Source organism: Bradyrhizobium sp. Kon37 (genome assembly GCF_055807535.1).
Genome location: NZ_JBVVOY010000001.1, coordinates 628,047 through 645,049, shown reverse-complemented (window position 1 = coordinate 645,049; position 17,003 = coordinate 628,047). Strand labels below are relative to the sequence as shown.

11 protein-coding genes are annotated in these 17,003 nt (G+C 66.2%); 3 read left to right on the top strand and 8 right to left on the bottom strand.

The window, feature by feature from the left end:
• Positions 1–25: 25 nt before the first annotated feature.
• From accD to AC0L3J_RS02995, 3 genes are all read left to right on the top strand, one after another.
• Entirely contained in the window at positions 26–967 is a 942-nt protein-coding gene (gene accD, locus AC0L3J_RS03005) for an acetyl-CoA carboxylase, carboxyltransferase subunit beta (RefSeq protein ID WP_275168838.1), read from the top strand.
• The gene (locus tag AC0L3J_RS03000; RefSeq protein WP_473345876.1) at positions 964–2,307 is read left to right on the top strand and encodes a bifunctional folylpolyglutamate synthase/dihydrofolate synthase; all 1,344 of its coding nucleotides are present in this window, start codon (positions 964–966) and stop codon (positions 2,305–2,307) included. The genes accD and AC0L3J_RS03000 overlap by 4 nt, the downstream gene beginning before the upstream one ends.
• A 102-nt stretch (positions 2,308–2,409) precedes the next feature.
• A complete protein-coding gene (locus AC0L3J_RS02995; RefSeq protein WP_473345875.1) occupies positions 2,410–3,150 on the top strand; it encodes a metallophosphoesterase family protein in 741 nt (246 codons plus the stop codon).
• A gap of 99 nt (positions 3,151–3,249) precedes the next feature.
• On the opposite strand, the gene AC0L3J_RS02990 is transcribed toward AC0L3J_RS02995, so the two are convergent.
• The 8 genes from AC0L3J_RS02990 to AC0L3J_RS02955 all read right to left on the bottom strand — a co-directional run bounded on the left by AC0L3J_RS02990 (position 3,250) and on the right by AC0L3J_RS02955 (position 16,997).
• Complete coding sequence (locus AC0L3J_RS02990) at positions 3,250–4,263, bottom strand: ATP-dependent DNA ligase (RefSeq protein WP_473346068.1); 1,014 nt, start codon at positions 4,261–4,263, stop codon at positions 3,250–3,252.
• A 142-nt stretch (positions 4,264–4,405) separates the two neighbouring features.
• Complete coding sequence (trxA, locus tag AC0L3J_RS02985) at positions 4,406–4,726, bottom strand: thioredoxin (RefSeq protein ID WP_007598398.1); 321 nt, start codon at positions 4,724–4,726, stop codon at positions 4,406–4,408.
• A gap of 63 nt (positions 4,727–4,789) precedes the next feature.
• Positions 4,790–8,299, bottom strand: coding sequence for a double-strand break repair helicase AddA (gene addA, locus AC0L3J_RS02980; RefSeq protein ID WP_473345874.1), 3,510 nt, complete (start codon positions 8,297–8,299; stop codon positions 4,790–4,792).
• Positions 8,293–11,439 (bottom strand): double-strand break repair protein AddB, encoded by a 3,147-nt coding sequence (gene addB / locus AC0L3J_RS02975; RefSeq protein ID WP_473345873.1) that lies wholly within the window; start codon positions 11,437–11,439, stop codon positions 8,293–8,295. The genes addA and addB overlap by 7 nt, the downstream gene beginning before the upstream one ends.
• 232 nt (positions 11,440–11,671) lie before the next feature.
• Entirely contained in the window at positions 11,672–12,394 is a 723-nt protein-coding gene (locus AC0L3J_RS02970; RefSeq protein ID WP_473345872.1) for a nucleotidyltransferase family protein, read from the bottom strand.
• A 124-nt stretch (positions 12,395–12,518) separates the two neighbouring features.
• Positions 12,519–12,836: a PilZ domain-containing protein gene (locus AC0L3J_RS02965; protein ID WP_018455771.1), complete on the bottom strand. Its 318-nt coding sequence runs from the start codon at positions 12,834–12,836 to the stop codon at positions 12,519–12,521.
• A 127-nt stretch (positions 12,837–12,963) separates the two neighbouring features.
• Positions 12,964–14,496, bottom strand: coding sequence for a tRNA (adenosine(37)-N6)-threonylcarbamoyltransferase complex ATPase subunit type 1 TsaE (gene tsaE, locus AC0L3J_RS02960; protein ID WP_473345871.1), 1,533 nt, complete (start codon positions 14,494–14,496; stop codon positions 12,964–12,966).
• Complete coding sequence (locus AC0L3J_RS02955; RefSeq protein WP_473345870.1) at positions 14,493–16,997, bottom strand: sensor histidine kinase; 2,505 nt, start codon at positions 16,995–16,997, stop codon at positions 14,493–14,495. Before AC0L3J_RS02955 ends, tsaE begins: the two co-directional genes overlap by 4 nt.
• Positions 16,998–17,003 lie beyond the last annotated feature (6 nt).

The following is a 17,003-nucleotide window of genomic DNA, read 5'->3' as shown; positions in this document are numbered from 1 at the left end:
GCGGGATCGCACATCGGAGCAAACCATGAACTGGCTTACCAATGTGGTCCGGCCGAAGATCCGCAACATGCTGCGGCGGGAGACGCCGGAGAATCTGTGGATCAAGTGCCCGGATTCCGGACAGCTCGTGTTCTACAAGGACGTCGAGGCCAACCAGTTCGTCATCCCCGGCTCGAACTATCATATGCGCATGAACGCGGTGGCGCGTCTGAAGTCGATTTTCGACAACGAGACCTGGTACGACGTCGCGCTGCCCGACGTCACGCCCGATCCGCTCAAGTTCCGTGACGAGAAGAAGTACGTCGATCGCATCAAGGATGCCCGCGCCCGAACCAACCTCAACGACGCGATCAAGGTCGGCTACGGCAAGCTCGAAGGTGCCGCCGTCGTCGTCGCCGTGCAGGATTTCGACTTCATGGGCGGCTCGCTCGGCATGGCCGCGGGCGAAGCCATCGTGCGCGGGCTCGAGCTTGCGGTCGAGAAGAAGTCACCCTTCATCGTGTTCGCCGCCTCGGGTGGCGCGCGCATGCAGGAAGGCATCCTGTCGCTGATGCAGATGCCGCGCACCACGGTCGCGGTGCAGATGCTGCGTGAAGCGAAACAGCCCTACATCGTCGTGCTGACCAACCCGACCACCGGCGGCGTCACCGCGTCTTATGCGATGCTCGGCGACGTGCAGATCGCCGAACCCGGTGCGCTGATCGGCTTTGCCGGCGCGCGGGTCATCGAGCAGACCATTCGCGAAAAACTCCCCGAGGGGTTTCAGCGCGCCGAATACCTCAAGGAGCACGGCATGGTCGACATGGTCGTGCATCGCCACGAATTGCGTCCGACCCTGGCGCGGCTCTGCCGCCTGTTGACCAGGGCGCCGGCGCTGGAGAGCGCATCGAAACCGGTGCAGCCGGTCGTGAGCCCGGCGCAGATCGTATCGGCTCCTGAAACGGCGCCGGCCGCGCCGCACGCGTGAACGCTTCCTCTGACAGCGCAAAGCGGTCGCTCGACGAATTGATCGGGCGGCTGTCGGCCCTGCATCAGAAACGCATCGATCTCGGGTTGGAGCGGATGCACCGCCTGCTCGATCGGCTCGGTCATCCCGAGCGCAAGCTGCCGCCGGTGATCCACATCGCCGGTACCAACGGCAAGGGCTCGACGCTCGCTTATCTGCGCGCGACGCTGGAGGCCGCCGGCCTGCGCGTCCACGCCTACACATCGCCCTATCTCGTTCGCATCAACGAATGTTTCCGGCTCGGCCGCGTCGGGGGCGGCGTGCTCGTCAGCGACGACGAGTTGCGCGCGGCGCTGGAACAGGTCGAGCGTGTCAATGCCGGCGAGCCGGCCACCGTGTTCGAGCTCAAGACGGCGGCGGCGTTTCATCTGTTCGCGCAAAACCCGGCCGATGTGGTTCTGCTGGAGGTTGGCCTTGGCGGCCGGCTTGATTCAACCAACGTCATCGACGCGCCGGCGGCCTGCGTGATCACGCCTGTCAGCATGGACCACATGGATTTCTTGGGCGACACCTTGACGTCGATCGCGGGCGAAAAGGCCGCGATCATCAAGCGTGGCGTGCCCGTGGTGTGCGCCGAGCAGTCGGGCGAGGCGATGGCCGTGATCGAGGCGCAGGCCAGGCGCATGCGCGCGCCGTTGTTTGCCGCGGGCGAGAGCTGGCACGTCAATGTCGAGCATGGGCGGCTGGTTTATTCCGACGAGCGCGGCTTGATGGACCTCACCGCGCCGCGCCTGTTCGGCCGCCACCAATTCGACAATGCCGGCCTCGCCATCGCGACGTTGCGGGCCACCAACGCCTTCAAGGTCAACCAGGCGGCGTTCGAAGCCGGGATCGTCGGTGCGGAATGGCCGGCACGGATGCAACGCATTGCGTCTGGAGAGCTGCTCGCTTGGGGGCCGCAGGGATCGGAGATCTGGCTCGACGGCGGCCATAATGCGGAAGGCGGCCGCGTCGCGGCGGCCGCGCTTGGCGATCTCGAAGAGCGGGTGTCGCGGCCGCTGGTCGTGATCGCGGGCATGATGGCCAACAAGGACGCGCAAGGTTTTCTCGCCAATTTCGCCGGTCTGACCCGTCACATCATCGCGGTGCCGATTCCCGACACCGACAACGCGATGCCGGTCGACCGCCTCACGGATGCCGCCCGCAGCCTCGGCATGCGCGTCGAGCCCGCGCCCGGCGTCGAGGCCGCACTGCGCGCCTTGGCGAAACTCGCCTACGAGGTGCCGCCGCGCATCCTGATCACCGGCTCGCTCTATCTCGCCGGCCACGTGCTCGCCATCAACGGCACGCCTCCTGCATAGAGGTTGGGTAGCCCGGATGGAGCGCAGCGCAATCCGGGCCCGAACCAAAAGCGACAAAGGCCCCGGATTACGCTGCGCTCCATCCGGGCTACAGGAATCTCCATGCGTTTTGCAGCGATTGCCGACGTCCACGGAAACTACCTCGCGCTGGAAGCTGTGCTCGCCGACATCCGCGCGCAAGGCGTCTCCGACATTGTCAATCTCGGCGATATGCTGAGCGGCCCGCTCGATGCGCGCCGCACGATCGAGATTCTGATGAAGCTCGATGCCGTGCACGTGCTTGGCAATCACGACCGCTATCTGCTTGACCGTCCGCCGGAGAAGATGGGCTCGTGGGATCGCCCGGCCCATGCAGCGCTCGATGCCGCGCAACTCGACTGGCTGCGCGCGCAGCCGATGACGCGCGTGTTTCGCGAGCAGGTTTTCATGTGTCATGCGACGCCCGACAATGACGAAGTCTACTGGCTCGATACCGTGCATCCCGACGGCGCGGTGGCGCTGTCGCCGCTCGATCGCATCGAGCAGTATGCGCAAGGCATCGCGCAATCCCTGATCCTGTGCGCCCACACCCATCTCGCCCGTGCCGTGCGCCTTCGCGACGGAAGGCTGATCGTCAATCCCGGCAGCGTCGGCGGCCCGGGCTTTCGTGACAAGCATCCGTTCCCGCATGTCGTCGAGGCCGGCACACCTCACGCGCGCTATGCAATCCTCGAGTTAACGGATGGTGCCTGGCAGGTCACGTTCCGCCATGTCGTCTACGATCACCAGACGATGGCGGCGCTCGCTCTCCGTAACGGCCAGCCGGAGTTGGCAAACGCGCTGGCGACGGGATGGATCGGATAGTGGTCGGTTCGTAGCCCGGATGGAGCGAAGCGCAATCCGGGAATCGCACCACAAATGACGACCGCCCCGGATGACGCTGCGCTCCATCCGGGCTACCGGCTACAGCTGTTTCAACAGCTTCATCGGATCCGCCACCTTCTGCTTCAGCTGCTCGAAGCTGCATTGCCGCGGGGCCTTGTCGGGGCGCCAGCGCAGGATCGAGGTGCCGTGGCGAAAGCGCTCGCCGCTGAAATGATCGTAGCAGACCTCGATCACGAGTTTCGGCTTGAGCGGACACCACTTTGCCGAGCGATCGGTGGACCAGCGGCTCGGCCCGCCCGGCGCGTTGCCGGTGAAGCCCGGCTCGCCGATCAGCGCCTCCAGCCGATCGGTCAGGTCAGGCTTTTCCGTCGCCTTGATTGCCGAGGTAAAACCGACATGGTGCAGGAGACCTTCGTCATCGTAGAGTCCGAGCAGCAGCGACCCCACCACCTTGCGCCCGGCGATCTTGTTGGTGGCATAGCGGAAGCCGCCAACCACGCAATCGGCGCTGCGGAATTTCTTGATCTTCTGCATGCCGTCGCGATTTCCCGCCTGGTAGAGCAGGTCGATGCGCTTGGCGATGACGCCGTCCGAGCCGCCGCCGGATTGCGCCAGCCATTTTTTCGCGATGGCATAGCTCGTCGTCACCGGTGAGAGGCGGAAGAGGCTGCCTTTCAGATTGGCTTTGGCAAACGCTTCCAGCGCCGGTCGTCGTTCGCTCAGCGGCTGCTCGGCAAGCTGTTTCTCCCTGGTCGTCGCAAGCAGATCGAAGGCGAGATACAGCGCTGGCGTTTCCTGCGAGAGCTTCTTCACACGGCTCGCCGCCGGGTGAATCCGTTGCAGCAGCGCGTCGAAGGAAAAGCCTTTGCCGTGCGGTACGACGATCTCGCCGTCCAACGTGAAGCGATCCGCCTTCAGCTTTAGCGCCGCGGCGACGATCTCGGGGAAATAACGCGCGAGGTCCTCGCCGGATTTCGAGCGCAGATCAATGCTGCCGCCAGCGCGCGACAGCAGGCAGCGGAAGCCATCCCATTTCGGCTCGTATTGCCACTCCTTGCCGCGCGGGATCGCATCGACCGAGCGCGCCTCCATCGCCACGAGAGATGTCGATTTTCGCGCGCGTCTTGCAGGGGGAGGCACAGGCAGGGACTCGTCTTACGCTGGAACTGTCCCATCAACGCAAAACGGCCGGCTTTCGCCGGCCGTCTCCAAAAATAATTTCGTGCGAGGCGGATCAGACCGCGGAGGTGATCCACTGCTGCAGCTTCGCCTTCGGTGCCGCGCCGACCTGGCGGGAGGCCATCTCGCCGCCCTTGAAGATCATCAGGGTCGGGATCGACATCACGCCATATTTCGACGCGGTCTTCGGGCTCTCGTCGACGTTGAGCTTCACGATCTTGACCTTGTCGCCCATCGCGCCGGCGATCTCGTCGAGCGCGGGTGCGATCATGCGGCAGGGGCCGCACCATTCGGCCCAGAAATCGACGACCACGGGGCCGTTTGCCTTGAGCACTTCGGCTTCGAAATCGGTGTCAGAAACCTTACCAACGGCCATGGGAGTACCTCGTACCTGAGAGAAGGGCGCGACGGGAATCGCGCCCGAGATCATGGCGTCAACCTATGAATGGCTCCTTGCCGGGTCAAGGACGCTCACACCGAGATGAAGAGATGCCAGCGCCGCGTCCAGCGCGGGAGCCGAAATCTCCATATATTCAAGGGCCTCGGTCCAGAGCAGGACGGCGCGGACCGGCTTTTGGGGATAAAGCTTCGAAAGCACCGCCCGATATAGCGCCAGCTGCCGGACATAGGCGGCGGGCGCCGCGGCGGCGCTCTTGGGAGCCGCCTGATTGGTCTTGAAATCGACGATCAGGATCTCATCCGGCCGAACGACCAGCCGGTCGATCTGGCCGGACACCAGCGCTGGGGTGCGGCCCGGCCGTTCCAGCCGGCCGACGATCGCGACCTCCGCCCGGCTGCCGGCGGCAAACACCGGCGCAAACCGCGGCTCGGCGATCAAGGCGAGCACCTTGTCGGTCAGCCCGGCACGGTCGGCCTCCGCCCAGTCCGCGGCATTGCGCGCCATGAAGCCGAGCGCGGCCTCGCGCCGGCGCTCAGCGGCGATGTCGGGGAGCGATTGCAGCAGCCGATGCACCAGCGTGCCGCGTTGCAGCGCGAGCGCGCGGGACTGCACCGATTCTCCCGACAGCACGGTGCGGCCTTCCCCGGACGGCTGGCCGGAGGGGCGCACCGGATCGTCGTCGATGGTCTCCCGGGGTGCCGGCGTCCGCAGCCAGTCCGGGAGCGCAGTCTTCTGGTCCAACGAGGCAGCGGGCGTGCCCAGCGCCACGACATCCTCCGGTCGGGAGAAGCGCGTTACCTTTCCCAGCGGCGTCTCGATCGTCTCTTTCGCCAGGCCCGAGCCGGCGAGCCCGGTGTCGACCAGATCGTACCAGCTCAGCTTGCGGACGGTCTTCATGTTGCCGGGCATGCAGCCGCCGATGATGAGCCGGTCGGCGGCGCGCGTCATCGCGACGTAGAGCAGGCGGCGATATTCGTCCTCGGTCTCCTCGAGCATCGCCTTGCGGGCGTCGGCGACGGGCTTGGGATCGTCCGCCTTGCGTCCGGCCCAGACCACCACCTCGCCGCCATTGCCGCGCGGGACGTGGATCAGCCGCAGCCGCTGCGAATCCGCGGGCGACGACGTGGTGTCGACCATGAACACGACCGAGGCCTCCAGGCCCTTGGCGCCGTGCACGGTCATCACCCGCACCTCGTCGCGCGAGATCTCCATGTCGCGCTTCACCTCGGTATCGGCCGAGCGCAGCCAGGCCATGAAACCCTGCAGCGAGGCCGGCGCCTTGCGCTCATAATTCAGCGCCAGCTCCAGGAATTCGTCGAGCGCGTCATTGGCCTCATGACCGAGCCGGCGCAGCACGCGCGCGCGTCCGCCGTCGCCCCCGAGCAGCCAGGCGTAAAAGGCGAACGGCGTCTCCTCGCGGGCTCGGGTTTCGCAGGCTTCGAGGCGTCGCAACGCCGCGGTGAATTTTTCGCTTGTCGCGGCATGCTCGCTAAGCGCGCGGCGCAGCGATCCCTTGCGATCCCAGGCCAGCTGGAACAGATCGTCGTCGTCGAGCCCGAACAGCGGGCTCTTCAGCGCCACCGCGAGCGCGAGATCGTCCTGAGGCAGCAGCAGCGCGTCCGCAAGATTCATCAGGTCGATGATTCCGATGTGCTCGGTGAGCTTGAGCCGATCGGCGCCGGCGACCGGAACGTTGGCGTGCTTCAGCGCCTGGATCACCGCGTCGAACGCATTGCCGCGCCGGCGCACCAGGATCAGCATGTCGCCATAGCGCAGCGGACGCCGCTCGCCCTCGTGCCCGGTCAGCGTGCCGCTCTCCACCAGCCGCTTGATCTCGGTCTGGATCCGGCGCGCGAGCTTCACCTCGGGGCTGGTGGCGGCGACGCCGTCGAACGGCGCGCGCCAGCCCTCGATCTCCTGCCTGTCGTCGGCTTCCGCAAGGTCCCACAGCTCGATCACGCTCGGGCCGGCATCGCCGAGTGCATTGTGCAGGGGATGACCGGTCTCGACCGAATGGATGCTCTTGTAGATCGCGGGCTCGCGGAAGACGTGGTCGACCGAATGCAGGATCGCGGCGCCGGAGCGGAACGAATAGGTGAAGGCGACCGGATCGAATTTCAGTCCGGCCGCCGTGAACTTGCGGTGCAGCTCGCGTCGGCGAGCATCGAATTCCCGGGGCTGAGCCCCCTGAAACGAGAAAATCGACTGCTTCTCGTCGCCGACGGCGAAGACGGTGCGGTTCAGCCCTTCGCGCGCGCCCTCGCCGGCGGTGAATTCCGAGATGATGTGCGCGACGATGTCCCATTGCCGCGGACTGGTGTCCTGGGCTTCGTCGATCAGAACGTGATCGACGCCGCGGTCGAGCTTGTAATGCACCCAACCTGAAGAGACGCGATCGAGCATCGCCAGCGTCCTGTCGATGAGGTCGTCATAGTCGAGAAGCCCGCGCTCCTGCTTCTCGCGGCGGTAGTTTGCGGCAGCCGCGGTCGCGATATGCAGCAGGGCTGCGGTGCGATCGCGCATGGTCACCGCACGGCGCTTCTCGACCAACCCACTGACGCGCTGCGCCTCGTTCTCGAACAAGCGGGCGACGGACGGGTTGTGATCGCAAAACTTCTTGGTCAGTACCGCCTTGCGCGGCAGCTTTTCGTCGGTCAGGAAAACGCTGAGATAGGCATCGACCTGCGCGGCGCCGGAAAAGATTTTTGCCTCGCGGAGCCGGCAGGCCTGGTCGTTGTCGGACTTGCTGCCGTCCTCCAGTGCAAAAGCGATGTCGTCCCAGCGCGATCGCGGCAGGAACGGACCGTCGACAATCTCCGTCTCGACGTCCTCGATCCGGTCGCTCGCGTCCACGCCCAGCGCGGCTGCCATCTGCGCGGTAGCCAGCTCCGCGCTGCCGGCTTCGTCGGTCCAGGCCATGAAATGATCGCGGCTCAGGCAGGCCTCGCGCACCACTTCCTTGAAGGTCACGTCGGCCGCGCTCGCCATCGCGGTCAGCAGCGCGCGGCCGGTGATGCTTTCGGGGTCGCGCGCGGCCTCCAGCAGCACCTTCAGATTGGCGCGTTCCATCATGTCGGTCTGGTCGCGCTCGTCGATCACGGCGAAGCGCGCGGGAACGTTGGCCTCGAACGGGAACTGTTGGAGAAGGCGGGTGCACAGCGCGTGGATGGTCTGCACCTTGAGCCCGCCGGGCGTCTCCAGCGCACAGGCGAACAGCTTTCGTGCGTCGCGCCGCAATTTTGCAGTGGGGTGCGGGATGCCGACCGCGCGGATCGCCGCATCGAGTGCGGTGTTGTCGAGGGTCACCCAATGCCCGAGCGTGGTGAACACGCGCTCGGCCATATTGGCGGCAGCCGCTTTGGTGAAGGTGATGCAGAGAATCTTTTCCGGCGGCACGCCCGAGAGCAGCAGGCGGATCACGCGCTGCACCAGCACATGCGTCTTGCCAGAGCCGGCATTGGCCGACACGAAAGCCGACGCGGTCGGATCCGATGCCCGCGCCTGTCGCGCGCGCACCTCATCCGGGATGGGGCGCGGTGCCTTCACCATTCCTCGATCCCCAATCCACCGGCCGCGGACCATTCCTTGATCCGGGCAAGATCGTCATAGGCGCCGTAGCGGTTCGTCCACATCGGCAGGTTCAACGAGGTGTAGGGCTGGTTCTCGTCCTCGAAGGCGCGAATCAGCGCCTCGAGCTTGGCCCTGGCCTCGGCAGCCGCGGTGTCCGGCGGCTGCGGCTCGTCACCTTGCCTATATTTGAGCTCGAGAATGCGTTCTTCGCCCGGCGGATTGTTACCGCTCAGGCGCACATAGACGAGCTGGCTCACGGACGCGCCGGCGTCGATGTCGGGAAAACCGCCTTCGCGCAGGATCGCGGCTTCCAGCGTGAGCTGCGGCGACAGGCCCATGCGGACCTGCTTGCCGGTCGGCGGCTGGCCGGTCTTGTAGTCGAGGATGACGTAGCCGCCGCCCTGGCGCCGTTCGATGCGGTCGGCGCGGGCGGAGAGACGAAAGCTGCGCCCATGGTCGAGCGGGATCGAGATCTCGCCGCGAGTTTCCGCGGCGATCGCCTCGATCGCGTCGCGCCGCGCCGTCTCCCATTCGCCGAACCAGCGCGCGATCCGCTGGAAGCGCGGCCACCACAGCGCCCGCGCCTCGGGTCGCTCCATCAGCGGCGCGAAGTATTTTTCGCCGATCGCACGCAACACGGGCGCGGGATCGTCGGGCAGATTCGTGGCGTAGCGTTCCGTGAACTCCCCGAGCGCATCATGGATCGCCGAGCCGCGGTCGGCGGCCGACAGCGGCATGTCGACGGGATCGAGCGCGTCGAGCCGCAAAATGTGTTTTGCGTAGATCGTGTAGGGATCGCGGAGCCAGTCCTCGATCCCGGTCACAGACATCCTGAGCGGCCGGGTAGCGCGTGGCGGTCGCGGCTCGGGCTGCTTGATCGGTCTCACCTCGTCGGGCTGGTCCAGCGCGGCTGCGAACTGCACGTATTTCTCGCCCGCGCGAATCGCGGCCTTCCAGTGCGTATCGCCCGCGACCGCCTCCAACCGGTGCAGGAAGCGCGAGGCGACCGCCGGCGCACCGCCAGCCTTGGCGGAGTGGGTGAGAATGACCTCGTCGCCACCGAGCAGTTGCGCAAAATCGTGGGCGGAGAGGCCGATACGGCGTTCCGGCAGATCGAGGCCCAGCTGATGCCGCATCGGCCGGCTCAGCCACGGATCGACGCGCGGCGCCGGTGGCCAGACGCCCTCGATCAACCCGCCGACGATGATGCGGTCGGCCTGCATCAGGCGGGATTCCAGCGGGCCGTAGATCTGGAGCCGCGCGCCGGGCCTGTCCCGCCGCCGCACCGCGCGATCGCTGAACGCGGTCTGGAATACGTCCGCGTAGTCGGGCAGCGTGACCATCAATCCGCTGGTGGTGCCGCCGCGCAGGAGATCGTCGAAGGCGCTCGCGAGCGCGAGGCCCTCGCGCTCCTCGAATGCCAAGGAAATGCCCTGCTCGTCGCGCGACAGCTCGATCATGATCTCGCGATGCCGATGCGCGAGCTCGGCGAAGTCATACGGCTTTGATGAAGCAAGACTCTCGATCGGCGCCAAGGCTTGTCGCAAGCCATCGATCAGCGCCTGAATGCGATCGAGATCTTCCGCCTTGAGACGTGCCCGCGGCTCGGCCTTGTGCAGCGCGGAGACCTCGCTGCGCCACAGCTTTGCCAGCTCCTCGCGAAAGCGATTGAACTCGCGCAACAGGCCGGCGGTGCCCGCAGGCGGCCGCGTGCCGCGCAACAAAGCGAGCTCCAGGCTTTCGATCGCCGTCTTCCATGCGCCGGGCGCCCGGCCGAGCCGGCACAGCGGATGCTTCAGCATCGCCAGCAGCGTCGGCGGCTCCAATCCCTTGGTCGCCGCCTCCGCTGTCAGCCGCGCAAAGACGCCGGCGGAGGTTTCCATCAGGACGTCGCCGCCGGAATCATCGAATGCGAGATCCCACCGGCTCAGCGCGGCCATCACGCGCCGCGCCAGCGCGCGATCGGGCGTGACCAGCGCCGCGGATTTGTCGAGATGCCGCGCCTCGCGCATCGCAATGGCGATGGCGAGCGCTTCCATTTCAGGGTTGGGAGCTTCGACAACCGCGAGGTTCTTCATGCCGCCGGTGATCTTTACGGCCACATCCGGCTGCTTCAACCGGTCGTGCCAGATCTCGGTCTTGGCCGACGGCCGCATCGATTCCGAGGCGAGCAGATCGCGGCCGCCTTCCGCCGGAGGCTTGAGGATATCGACGTCGCTGCGCTTGATGCCAAAACGATCCAGCAACGCGTGCATGGCGTATTGCGGATGGTTCGAGACCGGATGCTCCGCGAACTTGCCGAGCGAGTCGCGGACGCCGCCGATGCTGCGCCAGGCATCGTCGTCGAGATCAGTGTCGAGGCCGGGCAGCACCACGGCCCCATGCGGCAGTGAGGCGACTGCGTGGAGAAATCTTGCCGTGGCCGGCATCGAGCCGGTCGAGCCGGCCGCGATCACAGGGCCATGGGGATGCGCGGTCAGCCGCCTGGCTTCGGCATCGATCAGGAGGTCGCGGCGGGCAGCGGGCTCGATGCGTTTGATCTCGGCGAGATGACCGGGCCAGGCGATGCGCGCGATGCGCAAAAATTCAAGCGAGTGCTGCCAATACCGGTCGAGCATATCAGGCACGAGGCCGTCGAGCGCGCTCCAGTCGACGCCCCGCGTGACCATGTCGTCGATCAGCCGCGCGAGATCGGACGCCAGTGCCAGCGTCGAGGCGGGGCCGCCGACGACCAGCGGAGACAGCACCGGGCCTTTGGCCCAAGCTGCGACGAGCTGCGCCAGCGTCAGCCGCCGTTCGAGCTCGCCGAGCCGCGGCGGAATGTCGAGCGGCGTTGCGCCCGAAAACTGTTCGCCCTCATCGGCGAAAGCGAGTTCATCCTCGTCGATGTCGCCGAGCGCGACGATGCGCGGCAGCACGACCGCGTCCGCCTTCATCTCGTCGAGGAAGATCTCGCGGACGATTCGCATGGCGCGTCGTGTCGGCAGGTACAGCGTGGCATCCGCCAGCCGTGCCGGCTCCTTGCGCGCCTCAAAGCCGTCGACCAGCCGACCGTCGAGCAGGCTTGCGACGACGGTGCGCAGAAACGGAACTGAGACTGGAACGCTGAAAACGCGCATGAGCTGCCTGATTCGGGAATCAGGCGCCAATATAGGGAGGCGGAGTCAAATGGATATGGGTGGAGGGGGGATAGTCCCCGCTGTTCGCGGCACCTGGACCGGTGTCATCATCCGCGAAGGCGGATGATCCAGTATTCCAGAGACGGTGGAGATTCAGCCGAGAAGCCGCGGCGTACTGGATGCCCCGCCCCCCGTACGCAATTGCGCACTAGGCGGGGCATGACGGCGCGGCTTACGCCACACTCTCCAGAAACGCCTCTTCCGCCGCGTGGACGGCATCAGGCGTGCCGACATGCATCCAGACACCGTCGAGGCGAAGGCCGAACAGCCGCTCCTGCTCGTTGGCACGGTCGAACATCTTGGTCAGCGAGAACTCGCCCGTCGGGGCATCGGCGAAGATCGACGGCGACAGGATCGCAGCGCCGGCATAGACGAAGGGCACGACCTCTTTTTCCTTGCGCTTGCGCAGGGCGCCGTCGGCCAGCATGCCGTAATCGCCGCGGCCGCTATAGCCGATGCTGGTCGCCGTCGGCGCCATCAGCAGCAAAATGTCCATTCGCGCGGGATCGAAGTTTTCGGCGAGCCGCGTCAGGTTCGAGCGCACGCCGTCGATCCACAGCGTGTCGGAATTGACGTGAAAAAACGGTGCGTCCCCGAGCAGTGGCAGTGCCTTGACCACGCCGCCGCCGGTGCCGAGCACCTGATCGCGCTCGTCCGAGATGGTCACGCGCGGATGCTGGCGGGATGCGGTGTGATCGATGATCTGGTCCGGCAGATAGTGCACGTTGACCACCGCCTCGCTCACGCCGGCCTGGCCGAGCTTGTCGAGCACGTGGTCGAGCAGCGGCTGGCCGGCCACCGGAACCATCGGTTTCGGCATCCTGTCCGTCAACGGACGCATGCGCAGGCCGAACCCTGCGGCGAGCACCATGGCTTTGGTCGGTTTGACGGACATCCTTCGCTTTCTCAGACCTACTGATTTCGCGTTCGCAGCAATCCTAACACGAGGTTCGACTGACCGCACCGCGTCTTAACCGCCTTAACCACCTGCCGTGACGCTTGTGCGACGGGTGTTGCCGTTACGCCCCGATGGATGTGGAACGCGCCTTTTTCTTCTTGTCGCCGAGCTTGAGAAAATTGACGCCGATCTGGTCGCCATTGACCCAGGCGAGCTCGCAGCGCCGGTACGCGAGCCCGGTGGACGACAGCAGCAGAAAGAATTCCTTCAGGTGCAGACCTTCGACGGAGCCGTCGATGGTCAGCTTGGCGCCGCTGTCGGAGACGTCCTCCATGGTGCAGTCGCGCCGCCAGGTGCCGTCGATACCCATCATCTGGGCCGCGATCCCGCGCTCGAAAACAACCCGGCTATTGCCGCGCTGGTCCGTCTTCACCGCCATCTGCCCTGCTCCAGCCCCGTAATCATCCGGCTGCTTCGTTCCCAGATTACCGGCGTCTCGGCTAACAGCCGGTAAATCGGCCCCCGAATCAGCCGTTTTAGCCCCTGCTGGCCTTTCGGCCTTGGCCTCAGCCCTGGGCCTGTCTTTGGGGCGGCGGGACGTTGGCGAGATACCAGTCGCGCAGATGAGCGAGCGCGGGATGCGCCAGGGAGCGCTGGAGATAGGTCCAGATCCGCGGCTGGTGACGCAGATAATGCGGCTTGCCGTCGCGGCGGTTGAGGCGGGCGAAGGTGCCGAGCAGACGCGTGTTCCGCTGCGCCGACATGATGGCGTAGAGCTCGGCGAAGCCGGCCGCGTCGAAGCTCGCGTCGCTGGCGCGGCGTGCCTTGATGTAGCGCGACAGCAGTGTCAGTTCGATCGCCTCGGGCACGTCGATGCGGGCGTCCTGGAGCAGCGACACCACGTCGTAGGATTGAGGCCCCAGCACGGTGTCCTGGAAATCGATCACGCCGACGCGTTCGATGCCGGTGCGATTGCTGAGCCAGATCAGGTTCGGCGAGTGATAGTCGCGGATGATCCAGGTCTTCGGCGAGGCCTGCGGCTTTTGCAGCAGCTCGCGCCACATCGCGAAAAATTCGGCGCGCTTCTCGTCGTCCAGCGGGGCATTGCGATCGGGCAGGTACCATTCCGGCATCAAGCCGATTTCAATCAGCAGCGCTTCGGCATCGAAGACGGGAATAGTGTAGGTCTGGCCCCCGAGCGGCAACGTTTCCGGCAGCGTCTTGCCGTGCAGCACGGCCAGCAAATCGACCGCGGCTTCGTAGCGTTCGGCGATCGGGCGCGGCGGATCACCCTCGATCACACCTTCGCTGCCGAAGTCTTCGCTGATCAGGAATCCGTGGTCGAGGTCGCAATGATGGATCGCGGGCGCGGAGATTCCTTGCGCGCGCAGGCCCTCGTCGATGGCGACGAAGGGTTTGATGTTTTCGGCGAGATGCACCGCGGCGCTGTAGGATTTTCCGTCGTACATGGCAGCGCCATCCGGGCGCTGCGGAGAATTCATGAGGATGACGATCTCGTCGTCGCGCAGCAGCCGCGCATAGGAGCGGGTCGAGGCGTCGCCCGCCATGCGTTTGCGCGTTGCCTCCATGTAGCCGGATGCATCGAGGAATTCGCGCAGCGCCCGTAGCCGCGCGACGATGGCGGCAGCCTTGCCATGGCCGGTGATGTCGGCGGCGCGTGCATTCGAGCCCAATGCCGGCCGGTGCGTCAGCGCGATGTCGATGCGGTCTTGAGGCATCGCCGACGGCGCGCGCTCCGGCCATTCGATCAGGACGAGGGTTGCTTCCGGCAACGGCGCCAGCCCGATCTCTTCGAGCTCGCTCTCGTCCTCGACGCGGTAGAGGTCGGCATGCATCACCGGGAATGGCGGCAGCTCGTAGCCCTGCACCAGCGTGAAGGTCGGGCTCGGCACTTCCAGTGCATCGTCGCCGGCGAGGTAGCGGATCATGGCCCGCGCCGCCGCGGTCTTGCCGGCTCCGAGATCGCCGGTGAGCGTGATGACATCGCCGGGGCCGACCAGCAGCGCGAGGTCGGCCATCAATTGCGCGGTGGCCGTCTCGTTGTGGAGCGCGACGGAGAATGTGGTTGACGCAGTCATTCGGCGGCGTCGCGATGCGCCGCCTGGTCGGTCGGGAAGTCACAGATCACGACCGTGCCCCTGCCCACGATCGAATCGACCCGGATATTGCCGCCATGCAGCTCGACGAAGGAGCGCACCAGCGACAGGCCGAGCCCGGCGCCGCGGTGACGCGAGCCTTGCGAGCGACTTTCGAACCAGTTGAACACCTTGTCCTTCATGTCGGCAGGTATTCCAGGCCCGGAATCTGTCACGGTGAAGACCACACTGCGTTCGGTGCGGCGGGCGCTGATGCCGACGGTGGAATCCGGGGGAGAAAACCCGACGGCATTGGCGAGGAGGTTATAGAGCACCTGCACCACGCGCTTCTCGTCGCCGGTGAAGCTGCCGACATCGGGCGCGATCTCGACCTTGAGGCGGATGCGGTCGGTGGCGAGCCGGTCCTGGAGACCCTCGGCGGCGAGCTCGATGGTCTTGCTGACGTCGACCGGGCCGAGTTCCAGCTTCATGGCGCCGGCGTCGATGGTGGCGAGATCCAGGATGTTGTTGGTCAGCGCCAGCAGCGCATTGGTCGATTTGGTGACGTAGTCGAGATACTCGGCCTGTTTCGGCGTCAGCGGCCCGGTCGAGGGATCGCTGAGGAAATGCGCGAAGCCGATGATGGTGGTGAGCGGCGAGCGCAGCTCGTAAGAGACGTGGTGGACGAAATCCACCTTCATCTGGTCGGCCGCCTCCAGCGCCTCGTTGCGCTCGCGCAGCGCGCGCTCGACGTTCTCGGTGTCGGTGATGTCCTGGAACGTCAGCATCGTGGCGCCGTCGTGCAGGGGCCGGATCATGCCGTCGAGCACGCTGCCGTCCTTGCGCTCCAGCTTCAGCGGAATGTCGGCGCGGCTCTCGATCGAGGTGACGGCCTCGCGGATCTGTCGCCAGACGATCGCGTCGTCGAACAGCTGATGGCACCAGCCCTCGACCGTCTGGATGTGCGGCTCGTCGCGCATGGCGTCAACGGACAGCTTCCACATCCGGACGAAGGCCGGGTTGAACAGCTGCGCCTTGCCGTTGCTGCCGAACACCGCGACGCCCTCGGCGAGGCTGTCCAGCGTCTCGCGCTGGACCCGGATCATGCCGTCGAAGCGGCGGGCGAGCTCGAGGCTCTCGGTGACGTCGTCGAACAGGTAAGTCACGCCGCCTTCGGGATTCGGCGTGGTGACGACGGAGAGCGCGCGGCCGTCGGGCAGGTACCAAGTGTCCTTGGCAGCCTCGACCGCGCGATAGGCCTCGTGCAGCTTGGCCTTCCAGGCGCGGAAGTCCGGCTGTTCCGGCAATTTGCGCGCGGCGCGGAGCTTGTCGAGCACGCTGGAATCATCGGGGTTGGCGTCGAGAAAGGTACGGTCGAGGTCCCACAGCTGGCGGTAGGAATCATTGTAGAAGGCGAGCCGGCGCTGGCCGTCGAACACGGCAACGCCGGAGGAGAGCTGGTCGAGCGTGCGGCGATGCGCTTCCGCCATCCGCACCAGCGCCGAGCTCAACGCATCCGCCTCGCTGGCATCGATGGCAACGCCGACATTGCCGCCGCCGACATTGACGGCGCGCACGTCATAGATGCGCCGCTCGCCACCGATCACGATCGGCAGGCGCGAGGTGAAATTGGCCGCTTCCTTCAGTCCCCGCTCCATCGCGCTCCGGTCGGCGCTGTCGAGCAGCTCGAGCTTGCGCTCCTGGGCGTCGGTGATGCTGGCCGCCTCGGTCGCACGGACATAGGCGGGGTTGGCGTAAGCCAGCGCGCCGTTCTCGCCCTTGGCCCAGATCGGCCAGGGTGCGGCGGTCGCAAAGCCGCGCAGCATCTCCGTCTCGTCGGAGAGTGCCTTGTAACGCAGATTGGTCTCGGCCAGATCGCGGCGGAGCCCTGAGAGTTCGCGAATCCTGACGATGGCCTGGCCGCCGATGGCGCGGCCGATCGCCTCCAGCGTGTGGCCATGCGCGGTGGTGAGCGTCAGCTGGAACCCGTCGCCGCGGTCGCGCAGCGCATCGACGGCGTGATCCATCCGGAGCGCCGGTTCCGGCGGCAACCAGGTTCCAAACGCCAGCACGCGTTGTGGAGAGGAGTCGCGCGGCAGCACCATGGAGGTGTCACCGGAGATCTGCGCGCGATTGTCGCCGGCCGGCCAGGAGATCAGGATCTGCGGCTCGGCGAACAGCAGTGCGCCGAAGCGGTCGGCCTGGAGCTGGAGTTCCCCGATCCGTGCGCGCAGCCGCGCCTCGTTCTTCGCCGTGCGCACGCGCGTGCGCATCAGGAGGATCGCGGCCACCACCGAGAAGCCGAGCAAGGCCAGCGCGGTGGCCAGCACCGCGAGCTCCTGCCGGTTGAAATCCAGCAACGATGAGAGTGTGTCGACGAGGTCGGCGGCTTCAGCCGGCGCAGCCGGCAGCAGCGCTGCGAGAGCGCTTCCCAACAAGCCGTTGCGCACGAGCGATGTGCACGACAGCAGCGTCCGACGCATCGACACGATCACGCCTGACATAGTTGC

Coding starts and splice junctions, on each gene's coding strand:
- accD (WP_275168838.1), top strand. CDS start 26: ATGAACTGGCTTACCAATGTGGTCCGGCCGAAGATCCGCAACATGCTG.
- AC0L3J_RS02995 (WP_473345875.1), top strand. CDS start 2,410: ATGCGTTTTGCAGCGATTGCCGACGTCCACGGAAACTACCTCGCGCTG.
- AC0L3J_RS02990 (WP_473346068.1), bottom strand. CDS start 4,263: ATGGAGGCGCGCTCGGTCGATGCGATCCCGCGCGGCAAGGAGTGGCAA.
- trxA (WP_007598398.1), bottom strand. CDS start 4,726: ATGGCCGTTGGTAAGGTTTCTGACACCGATTTCGAAGCCGAAGTGCTC.
- addA (WP_473345874.1), bottom strand. CDS start 8,299: ATGGTGAAGGCACCGCGCCCCATCCCGGATGAGGTGCGCGCGCGACAG.
- addB (WP_473345873.1), bottom strand. CDS start 11,439: ATGCGCGTTTTCAGCGTTCCAGTCTCAGTTCCGTTTCTGCGCACCGTC.
- AC0L3J_RS02970 (WP_473345872.1), bottom strand. CDS start 12,394: ATGTCCGTCAAACCGACCAAAGCCATGGTGCTCGCCGCAGGGTTCGGC.
- AC0L3J_RS02965 (WP_018455771.1), bottom strand. CDS start 12,836: ATGGCGGTGAAGACGGACCAGCGCGGCAATAGCCGGGTTGTTTTCGAG.
- tsaE (WP_473345871.1), bottom strand. CDS start 14,496: ATGACTGCGTCAACCACATTCTCCGTCGCGCTCCACAACGAGACGGCC.
- AC0L3J_RS02955 (WP_473345870.1), bottom strand. CDS start 16,997: ATGTCAGGCGTGATCGTGTCGATGCGTCGGACGCTGCTGTCGTGCACA.